This is a genomic window from Streptomyces sp. DvalAA-43, from assembly GCF_900091725.1.
Classification (GTDB): domain Bacteria; phylum Actinomycetota; class Actinomycetes; order Streptomycetales; family Streptomycetaceae; genus Streptomyces; species Streptomyces pulveraceus.
Genome location: NZ_FMBW01000084.1, coordinates 1 through 10440 on the forward strand (window position 1 = coordinate 1; position 10440 = coordinate 10440).

Genomic DNA, 10440 nt, shown 5'->3' on the forward strand with positions numbered 1-10440 from the left:
GGGACCACCCGGCGGGAGAAGACGCCCCGGCCGGGCTTCTTGGACCAACCCCGCACGCGCGGGGACCACATGACCTCCAGCTGAAGCATGTACCTGGAGACGGGACCAACCCCGCACGCGCGGGGACCACTGAAGGCGGTCGTGCCATTCACCGGCCTGGCGGGGACCAACCCCGCACGCGCGGGGACCACTACAACCGGGCCGTTCAGCTCGCCGTCCAGTCGGGACCAACCCCGCACGCGCGGGGACCACCTGGCGGCGTCGTCCTTGATGTCGACGGCGGCGGGACCAACCCCGCACGCGCGGGGACCACGAGGACGGCCCGGTCAGCGCCTCCACCTCGTGGGGACCAACCCCGCACGCGCGGGGACCACAGGGTCTCGGCGAGGTAGCCGGGCTTGGACTCGGGACCAACCCCGCACGCGCGGGGACCACAGGAACTGACCTGGGGGTTTATGCGGGCAGGAGGCTGTTTTTACTTACTTCCTTCGATACCGGCAAAGCCACCCTTTTCCCTCATTCCGGATGAACGAAGACGGTCGTCCCGCTCCGCCGCCCCCGTCATCGCTCCGCTCCGCGCTACTTGCTGCCGAATCTTCTCCGCTTCGCTGCCTTGCTCCAGCCCTGGCGAGGAACGTCGGGCGATTTCCGCGCGGCGCGTGGCGCACCCGGGTTCGGGCGGTGGATCAGGGTGAGGCCCTCGTGGTCGGTCGGGTGCCAGGCGTGGTCGTGGGTCTCGAAGGTGTAGCCCTGTTCGTTGTTCGTCTGGTAGGCGAGCAACGCCCGGCCCTGGCCCGCGTATTGGCGGACCTCGTTCCACAGGACCTCGCGGATGCGGGCCGAGGGTGCGCCCAGGAAGACCCCGGGCGAGATCTCCAGCAGCCAGCGCGTGAGGAACCCCCGCAGGCCGACGGGGCAGTTGGTGAGGACGATGACGGTCACCAGATGATCTCGTCCCCGTAGTTGCGACCGCTCTCCACATGACGGTCGCCGTCGGACTGGAGGGTGACCCGGTCCTGTGGCGTGCCGTCCGCCTCCGTGGTGTCGCGGGTGCCGTCGTAGCCGAGCAGGTTCTTGATGTCCCGGACGCAGCGGTCGAGCAGGCCGGTGCGGTTGATGTGGTCCCGGAGCATGCGACGGGTCCGCGTCGCCACGTCCTCCTCGCCCTCGGCCGCCGCGTCGAACGCGACGGGGATCGCGATCTCCGTCCGGTAGAAGTCGGCCACGTCCATGACGAACGAGCGCTCGTGCCCGGAGTGCACGAACCCCAGACCCGGGGAACAGCCGAGGGCCGCGACCACCGAGTGGGAGACCCCGTACATGCACTGGGCGGCGGCCGTGATCGCCTGGTTGGGCGCGTCTCCGGCCGAGAAGTCGTCGCGGTTGTACTTACGCCCGTGCCAGGGCACGCCCGTGCGTATCGACTCCCGCTTGTAGCAGTCCCTCAGGCGGCTGCCCTCCATCCCGAGGAGATCCTGCCGGGTACGGCCCGCGGTGTCCTCGCCGGGAAAGCGCAGGCGGTACATGGCGCGGGCCACGTCCAGCCGGGTGCGCCGGTTCGCCCAGGCGGTGGCCTGCGCCTCGATCAGGCCCGAGGAACGCGTCAGCGCCCGCCCACCCGCGTAGTACCTCACACCGTGCTCGCCCACCCAGGCCACACCGGCTCCGGACTCGCCGAGAAGGGCCATCGCCTGGTGGGTGACGCGGGTGCCCGGACCGAGCAGCAGCGTGCCGATGGTCGCGGACGGGATGTGCGTGATGCCGTCCGCGTCCTCCGCCGTGATGGCGTTGGAGTCCCGGTGCACGGTGCAGCGCTCCAGGTAGACGAAGGAGAGACGGTCCCCGACCCGGGTGAGTTCGCGTGGTGAGGAGGCACCCCTGCGGCCGACCGTGCTCATGCCGTCTCCCGTACCACCGGGGCCAGGGTCATCAGGCCGCAGCCGTACGCCTTCGCCTTGCCCAGGCCGTGGGTGAGCGTGCGGCGGAAGAGGTCCGGTTCCGTGACGCGCAGGCGGCCGTCGAAGGTGACCCTGGTGATCTGTACGTCGTTCCCGCCGGTCTTCGCCGGGGGACGGCGGAACCTCATCGGGACCTGGTCGCGGACGAGCAGTTCGTACTCGTCGCCCTCGGGCAGCAGCCTGTGTTCCACCGGCTTCTCGACGATCTCGAAACCGGCCTGCTTCTGCCGCTTCAGCAGCCACTCCATCTGGTGACGCGGCGTCCTGTGCGCGGCCCGCTTGGTCCGCTCGCCCTCCTTGACGTACTCGTGGCGGATGTTGTGCACGGGGTTGGCGGTGAGCCTGAACTCCCAGGTGTCGCCCGGATGGAGAGCGGCGAGGAAGTCCTCGTACGCGAATGTCGTCCACCCCGGCTCGTCCGAGGCCGGCCAGCCCGCCTGCTCGACCAGGCCGGTCAGGTCGGGGCGGGTGGGGCTGACGATGTACAGGAGCGTCTCGGAGGTCGCGTTGCGGTCCACGCGCCACAGCACCCGGGGGGCGCTTCCCTCCCTGGACGGTGGCGTGGGGAAGGACATGTTCACCGCTCCGTGCATGCGGTGCGGCGAACCAAGCAGCTGCCGGGCATCGGAGCGGCCGGTGTTCACACGGAATCGGGTGAGGTACATCAGGCGGTCCTCGGTGTGACAGATGTGACGGGTGTGAGCAGGGTGGTGGGCTCGTGGGGCGGGAGCGACGGCTGTGGCGACCCCGCCGTGCCGGGCGCGGGGACCTGGAGCGTGCGGATCCCGCGCAGCCCGTACCGCCGGTGCCGCGGGTCGAAGCTCATCGGGAGGTCGCGCAGCGTGAGGTCCGGCCGGATCTCCGGCGGGCTGTCCAGGAGCAGGTCCAGCTGCGCCGCGCCGGACGCCGCCCGGCGCCGCCGGACCCGTGCGGACACCTCCCACTCCGCCTCGCGCAGGGCCTGCTCCAGGCCCTTGTCCAGCGGTTCCCCGATCGTGATCGGCTCCGAGGGCGGGCAGGAGCGGCGCCCCAGGTACGGCAGGAAGACAGGCTCCAGCAGCGCCTCGTACAGCCGCTGCACGAGTGCCGCCTCGCCGCTCACCCCCGCCACGAACACGGCGTCGGCCAGATAGAAGCGCTCCGACAGCGGCATCGCCTTGAGCGTGTCGCTGTGGTGCGCCGTCTGGAAGTCCCGCAGCCGGGTGCCGGGCTGGTCGATACGGACACCGAACTCCAGCGCCGCCAGATCGGAGAGGTCGGCATCGCGCCGTCGCCCCTGGGCCGCGGCGAGGAGGCCGAGGACTCCGCTCTTCGTCGGTGCGTTCTCGGTGGTGCGGCGCACGAAGCGGGCCGCGGACCCCCAGGACTGCAGGGGACCCGCGAGCCGCATCAGCAGCACGCTCATGCCCCGGACCCCGGAGCCGTGACACCCGGAGCCGCCCCGTCCCGACCGGCGGTAGCCGTCTCCGGCGCCAGCCGGGCGACCACGGTGTCCCCCACGGAGGTCAGCAGCTCGGGCAGGTTCACCTCGGTGCCCAGCCCGTCGAGCGCGCTCGTCTCGTCGCCCACCCTCAGCACCCAGCTGTGCCTGCTGCCCTGCTCGCTTCCGGCGAGTCCGTACCGGGCTTCCAGCTCCGGTACGAACGTGGCGAGCTGATCACACGCGTCCCGGAGGAACCCGCCGTTCCTCCCCGGCGGGACCGGCTGTTCAAAGGCTCCGACGTAGCTGATCGGCCGCCGGGAACGGACCTTGACGATCACGACGGACGGCAGCGTCTGGTTGCCGAAGGTGTTGATCTTCCCGGTCGGGAGCGAGGTGATGAAGCCTTCGAGGAACGCGGTGACCGCGCGCCGGGTGGGTTCCGCCGGCTGCTTCTCGTCGTCCCCGCCGGAGCCCAGGTTCTCCTGGAGGCGGTTCACGTCGACCGCCGCGTACCGGTAGAGGGTCGCGGAGTTGAACTCGACGGTGCCGATCATCCCGGCGCCCGGCTCGGCGGCCGTGTTCCTGTCGTCGACCGCCGTGTAGTAGTCCGACTCGACCTCCACCGGGTGCACGCTCAGCGCATGGGCGACCTGTACGGCCGCGTCCACGTTCAGATCGGCGGAGTCCGCGACCATGCGCCCGAACAGCGCGATGTCCACGGAGTGTCCGGTATCGACGGCCTGCTTGGCCCGGTCCCTGTTCGTCTTGACCTTCAGGAAGTCCTTGAGCGCCTTGACGTCACCGCCCTTGCCGCCCTCGACCGCCAGCGCGGCGAGCGCGCCGAACTGCCGGTCGCTCAGGAACATGAGGTACCCGGACTCCCCGGCAAGCTCCTCGGAGTCGGCGTCGGCGTCCTTGCTCTTGCGCTTGGGCACGGAGAGCTTCGAGCCCGTCGCCGTGGAGATCGTCTCGGCTGCCAACTCCAGGGCGGCGGCGCGCGTCAGCGACGGATCGAGCACCTGGACGCGCCCCGCGAGCTCCTCGGCGACCTTCTTGGTACGGACGCCCAGCTCCGACGTGTCGAGCAGTTCGTCGAACGCCTTGCGCGTGGCCCGCTTCCACGCCTGGCTGGACACCCGGGAACGCCGCACACCGCCGTACATCGCCGACTTCGGCGCCCCCGTGTCGTCCCGGTTCAGATTGCTCGGAGGGACGGTCTGGAGGATGTGGATGTCAAGAATCGTCCTGGTCACGTGCTTTCAAATCCTCTGTTCGGTAGGGCGGTGCGTGGGGCGGAAGTCAGTTCGTCGAGGTGGGGGAGGTGGCGTAAGGCGGCTGCGGGCTGTGGCCTCACTCCCCGGCCGCGTATCCGCCGTACGTGCCGTCCTCGTCCGCATCCAACGTCGGGTCGATCGCGTCGCCCTTCTCGGCGTCCGGGGTCTTCCCCTTCCCGGTACGAGGAGCGGACGCGGCCAGGTGGAACTCGCGCCCCCACTCGCGTTGCACGCCGGCGCGCGTGCTCCGGTCCTGCCATCGGTAGAGCTGACCGGCCAGGCGCGCGTAGTCGAGGGGCAGGGGCTCGGGCACGGTGCGCAGGAGCATGACGATCTCCCTGAGCCGCACGGCGACGGACGGGAACGACTCGGCCGTACCGACACGGACCAGACGCTTGCGCAGCGGGGACTCCTCCTCGTCCGCGCCCTCCGTCTTCTTCAACCGGATCAGCGCACGGACCGCACCACCGAGGTCCTTCCCCCTGACGTGGGTGTTCTGGCCAGGACGGGACTGCTGGTGCAGCGCCCACAGCGTCGAGGCGAGGAAGACCGCCTCCTCGGCGTCCTCCCGGCGGCCGGAGCCCGAGGCCGACTTCGGCATCAGTTCGGCAAGCTTCTCCAGGGCGTCGATTCCCCACAGCTCCGGGATCTCGTGTGCCCGCCTGCCCGCGCCGCGCCGCAGCTGGGCCATCTCCGCCACGGCCGCCGGATCGTCCTTGAAGTACCGGAACTGGAGCTGTGCGACATACGTGTGCGTCGCCTGCTCTACCAGCTCACGAACGGATCGTTCGTCCGTGCCGTCGACGCGACCGGCTGTCTTCGAGATGGTGCTCATACGGTTCCTTCCGGTCCTTCCGGGCTGTTGTCGTCGGGGCGGTGGCCGTCGACGGGAGGGGCGGAGGGCGGCTTCGGCAGCACCTTGTTGATCCGGGTCCGGAACCAAAGGTCCGCCCGTGAACTGTCGACCCAGCGCTTGCCGACCCCGGGCAGCTCCACCACCCGCCCCTCCGCCGCCGCCCGGCCCGCGCCGTCGAGCAGCTCGCGGCCGAGGGCGAGAACGATCCGGCGGACGTCGGCCTGCCACGCGGCGCGCGCGGTGACCGGGTCCGCGCTCTCCCCGAGGCTCACCACCCAGTGCCGGTACGGCCCGTCGAGCGCCCCGAACCCCCGATCACGTGCGGTGTCCGTGGCCGGGCCGGGCGGCGCCCCCGTCGCACGGGCGAGATTTCCCGCCAGGTGTCCCAGCGCGGCCACCGCCTTCTCCGCGTCCGCGACCGCGTCCACCGCCGCCGCACCGTACAGCGGACGGTGCTCGTGGAGCAGCACGACCGGCAGGGTGAGCCCGTCGTCCACCATCTCGTCCACCACGGACTGCTGCGTCCCGTACACCGCACCGACGAGCCGCGTCCGGAACAGCGACTTCTCCGGCAGGACGCCCTCGTTCGGATCGGAGAGCATGGCCAGCCACTGCACCACCCCGGACGGCTTGCTCTCATCCGTGCCCCGGCCCGCTGCCCCGCTGTCCGACTCCTGTGGGTACAGCAGGCCCGCCAGACCGCGCCAGGCGGCTCGGGCCGGATCGTGCTGACGCGGCAGGTAGACCAGCGGACGGCCCAGCTTCTTCTCCTGCGCCCGGCTGCGCCGCCACCCGGTCATGGGCTCCTCCTTCCACCGGTTGACGGGAGCGAGCGGGTCGCCGTAGCCGAGCACGACCCCCGTGACGTCATCGCCTTCGGTGTGCAGGAGCAGTCGCCGTGACTGCCAGGTGTAGAGGTCGCGCGGACCGGCGGGCCGGGGGACGGACGGGTCGTCCTCCAGCACTCCGGGGCCGGGCGGATGCTCGCGGCGCCAGACCGGCAGGTCCGCGGCCGGGTCCGCCATGAACCCCACGATGTCCTCCCCGGTCGGGACCAGGTTCAGCAGCAGCGTCTCGCGCAGCGTGTGCCCCTCGGCATGGACGCCACCGAGCCCGCCCACCCACCCGACGCCCTGCGGGTAGACCTTCCCGCCCTTGGCCCGGTCGTCGCCCTCCATTCCGGACTTGATGCCGGAGGAGTCGTAGGCGTGGGTGTGTACCAGCCACCGGGCCGCCTCGGCGAGGCTCAGCCGGTCGACGCCCGGCCGGCGCATCGAGAAGAACGCCTCCCCGTTCGGTACGTCGGCGACGATCCGGTTCAGCGAGGCGACCTCGTGCTTCGCCGTGTGCAATCCGGCGACCTGGAAGAACGGACGCTCGGGGTGGAGCAGGTCGAAGCGCCCGCGGTGACGGTCGAGGTAGTCCGCGACGACGGCGAAGGACTTCTCGTCGCGCCACAGCTCCTCCCAGTCCTCCAACTCCTCGACGGACCCGGACTTCCCGTCGTCCGCCTCGTCGAACGCGTCGTACAGGATCGCGAGCAGCAGCCGCAGCAGGGCGAACTCCTGGGTGGGCAGATCGCCCACCAGCCGCCGCAGCGTGTGGGCCTGCGCGAAGACATCCGTCAGTGACAGCTCGTCCGTCGTGCCGTCGTCGCGCTGTACGGGCAGCCAGGGCCGGGAGACCAGGTCGAAGGAAGGCGTCATCGGTTCGAGCCCCTTGGTTCCACTCGTTCTGCTTGCTCTGCTTGCTCTGCTTGTTCTGTTTGTTTCGCTTGTTCCGCTTGCTCTGCGCGTGCCGACGGAACCCACCCGGAGTCCGTCATCGGCGCTGTAGTGGATTTCCAAGCCTGACAGGCGGGTCTGACAACGCTCGTCGAGCACGAGCAGCAACTCGCCCGCCAGCCAGGGGCATTCCTTCACCTGCCAGGCCGGAACGACGAATCGCTCCAGCTCGGAGATGGTCCGGTCGATCACGCCCGGATGCGTCAGGGCGCGAGGCAGCGTCAGCGCGCTCGCGGCGACCGCCTCCGCGGCATGGCGTACCGGAGGCGCGTGCTCCGGGAGGTCCAGCCCGCCGCGTCCGTCGTCGAGCCAGCCCACCGTGGTCAGTCGGCCGTCGTCCCGCCGCTGGACGACGAGCACCTCCAGGGTCTCCTCGCTGTCCCGTACCTGGGCCCGCCCGGTGCGGCTGTCGTCGGCATCGCCCGCGTTGCCGTCCAGCCAGCCGATGACCGCCCGCCCGGCCCGCCGTACCGGGGCGAGCCGGAACGCGTCCGCGCGCACCCGCTTCTCCGTGAGCCTCTTCAGATACTCCCGCCGGGCGTCGGCCAGTACCGGAGCCCAGTGGTCCGGTCCGGCGGGCCGATCGTCGTAGGCGGCCTGCACCAGCGGACTGATGTGGTCCGGCAGCACCAGCGGGGCGCCGTCGAGGTGCGGACCCAGCACGGCGAGCGACCGGAGGAGGGTGTGCGCCCCCTGGTACACGGCGCGTGAGCCGCGTACGGGTACGGGCGGATCGGCGCCCCAGTCCTCCACCCCCGTCACCAGACAGCGGGCCGTCGCCAGAAGCGGTGGACGCGTACGGGGATGGCGGTGCAGCCGCCCCATGCGCTGAAGCATCAGGTCCATGGGCGCCAGGTCGGTGACCAGGAGGTCGAAGTCGATGTCGAGCGACTGCTCGACGACCTGGCTGGCCACGACGATGTGCGGCCCGGCGGGCCGGTCGCCGCCGGGCCCGAACCGTTCGCGCAGGTCGGTGTCCTTGCGGGCCCGGTCGGCGGCGAGGAACCGGGAGTGGGCGACGGTCACGGCCTCCGCGCCGAAGCGCTCCCGCAGGTGCTCGGCGGCCTCCAGCACCCGGTCGACGGTGTTGCGCACGACCAGCGCGCATCCCCCGCCCCGCAACTCGCGCCCCAGCCGCTCCGCGAGCGCCGGGAGGCCGTCGTCGAGCCGTTCCACCGTCACTTCGGTACGGCGCCCCGAGGCGGGTTCGGGCCGCGCGGTACGGACGATGCCTGTCCGTCGATCACCGGGACCGACGCCGGTGATCAACGGATAGGCATCGTCCGGGAGATGCAACGCATCGGCCATCTCGACCGTCTCCTCCCCGGCGTACGCGGCGGCCAACTGCCGTCGTCTGGCCGCCGGGAGGGTCGCCGATAGCATCACCACCGGCACCCGGTAGGCGGCCAGCCACTCCAGAACCCGGTCGAGGTACGTATTCATATAGGCGTCGTAGGCATGCACTTCGTCGATCACGACGACCTTGCCCGCGACGGCCAGGTGCCGCAGCGCGAGATGCCGGCTCTTGAGCCCGGCGAAGAGCACTTGGTCGATGGTGCCCACGGCGAAGGAGGAGAGCAGCGCCTTCTTGCGCCCGCGCAGCCACTGGTGGGCGTGGAGTCCGGCCGGATGGGCGGGATCGGCCGCCCCAGGACGTGAGATCTCCCCGTCCCCGTCCAGCTCGACGGCGGCGATCGTACGGTTCCCCGCCTTCGTCATCCCGGCCCACACCTCATTGAGCGCGGCCTTGGCATGGGCGAGTACGACGGACAGCGGACCGTCCGAGGGCAGCCGCTCCAGCCAGCTCAGCAGCCGGGGGAACATGGCGTCGCCGGTGGCCCGGGTCGGCAGCGCGACCAGACAGCCGCCCGCTCCGGTACGGGCCGCCAGGATCTCCGCCGCCGCGAACGCCGCCTCGGTCTTGCCCTCGCCCATCGGCGCCTCGATGATCAGCAGCCCGGCGGCGGGCATGCTCCGGGCCATCCGTACGGCTTCCTCCTGCACGGGCCTGATCCGGGCGCCGTCCGGCAGCTCGAAACGGTCCCGGAACAACTCCTCCGCGCTCTGCTCCGGCACCTCCGGCCGCCACGGCCCCGGCAGATCCAGCCCGGCCCAGGCGGCACCGAGCCGCCGGGCCTCACCGTCCTTCCCTCCCGAGGAGGACCAGGAGGCGGGATCGTACGGAAACAGCTCGGAGGAGCTGGCGATCCAGTCGGAGACGATCACGATCGCCGTCAGCACCACCTGGACGGTCTGCGGCAGCCGCACGGCCTGCCACTCCGCGAACCGCCCCTCCACCCCGGCCCGCCGCGCGCACGCGTCCAGCAACTCGTACTGCACCGAGCGCCAGGCGTCCTCGCTGTCCCCCTGCGTACGCAACAGCCGGGGGTGCAGCCCGAGAGCACGGATCTGCTGGTGGCCCGGGGGCATCCCGTGATGCCCGCCGGCCACCACCGCGAACTGCCCCGAGGCCCGCCCGCTCCAGCCGAACCGCTCGCCCAGCCACTCCTGAATGATCAACTGCCCGGCCAGCCCGTGCGGTGCCATCCGGCGGTCCTCGCCGAACTGCTTCTGGTCCGGCATATCGAGCCCGGCCCTCCGCATCCGGTGGGCAAGCCCCTCCACCTGACACGCGAAGGCCGGCGTCGCCTTCCCGATGTCATGCACACAAGCCAGATACACGGCAAGCCGCCGAGCATCCCCCGCCCCGCCGGGCAGCGCCTCGGCAACGAGCGCCTTCACACTCTCCGGCACCCACACATCCCACAGCCGCCCCGCGACAGCGGCACTGTCCGCCATGTGCCGCCACAAGGGAAGCCACTCCTCGGCCGCCCGGTCGTGCTTGCCCCAGGCTGTCCGCGCTGCGCGGGACAACTTGGCGTAAGCGGTGGTGACTTCGGGGTGGTCATGGAGCATGGCTGTATTTGACATGAGTGGGGGGCGTTCATGTGTCGGATTCCGAAATAGATGAGTAGTGATCGATTTTGACTGCACGAGGCCCCTGGGTGATCGACTTTCTGGGTGATGGCTACGGGCTGGGGGTGTGGGGTGCCCTGTGTGGGTTCTTGCTGGGCTTGCTCTGGGGGGGTGGTGAGCCGGCATTCGTGGGGACCACCTGCCCACGCCTGCGGCGGCGTTGCCGAGG

7 protein-coding genes and 1 CRISPR repeat array are annotated in these 10440 nt (G+C 71.0%); all 7 genes read right to left on the minus strand.

The genetic code is table 11. The features are described 5' to 3' along the window. Positions 1-40 precede the first annotated feature (40 nt). Positions 41-435: a CRISPR direct-repeat array (repeat unit 29 nt; unit sequence GGGACCAACCCCGCACGCGCGGGGACCAC). Between the two features lie 144 nt (positions 436-579). The 7 genes from cas2e to casA all read right to left on the minus strand — a co-directional run bounded on the left by cas2e (position 580) and on the right by casA (position 10211). Continuing rightward, entirely contained in the window at positions 580-942 is a 363-nt protein-coding gene (gene cas2e, locus GA0115234_RS34480) for a type I-E CRISPR-associated endoribonuclease Cas2e (protein WP_093549607.1), read from the minus strand. Beyond that, positions 939-1898, minus strand: coding sequence for a type I-E CRISPR-associated endonuclease Cas1e (gene cas1e / locus GA0115234_RS34485; protein WP_093549609.1), 960 nt, complete (start codon positions 1896-1898; stop codon positions 939-941). The genes cas2e and cas1e overlap by 4 nt, the downstream gene beginning before the upstream one ends. After that, complete coding sequence (cas6e, locus tag GA0115234_RS34490; RefSeq protein ID WP_093549611.1) at positions 1895-2623, minus strand: type I-E CRISPR-associated protein Cas6/Cse3/CasE; 729 nt, start codon at positions 2621-2623, stop codon at positions 1895-1897. Before cas6e ends, cas1e begins: the two co-directional genes overlap by 4 nt. Next, on the minus strand, positions 2623-3363 hold the full coding sequence (cas5e, locus tag GA0115234_RS34495) for a type I-E CRISPR-associated protein Cas5/CasD (protein WP_093549613.1): 741 nt from the start codon (positions 3361-3363) through the stop codon (positions 2623-2625). The genes cas6e and cas5e overlap by 1 nt, the downstream gene beginning before the upstream one ends. After that, the gene (gene cas7e, locus GA0115234_RS34500) at positions 3360-4634 is read right to left on the minus strand and encodes a type I-E CRISPR-associated protein Cas7/Cse4/CasC (RefSeq protein WP_093549615.1); all 1275 of its coding nucleotides are present in this window, start codon (positions 4632-4634) and stop codon (positions 3360-3362) included. Before cas7e ends, cas5e begins: the two co-directional genes overlap by 4 nt. A gap of 97 nt (positions 4635-4731) precedes the next feature. Beyond that, entirely contained in the window at positions 4732-5490 is a 759-nt protein-coding gene (gene casB / locus GA0115234_RS34505) for a type I-E CRISPR-associated protein Cse2/CasB (RefSeq protein ID WP_093549617.1), read from the minus strand. Beyond that, positions 5487-10211 carry a type I-E CRISPR-associated protein Cse1/CasA gene (casA, locus tag GA0115234_RS34510; RefSeq protein WP_237541978.1) on the minus strand — a complete coding sequence of 1575 codons (4725 nt, stop codon included), beginning with the start codon at positions 10209-10211 and terminating at the stop codon, positions 5487-5489. Before casA ends, casB begins: the two co-directional genes overlap by 4 nt. Between the last annotated feature and the right edge of the window lie 229 nt (positions 10212-10440).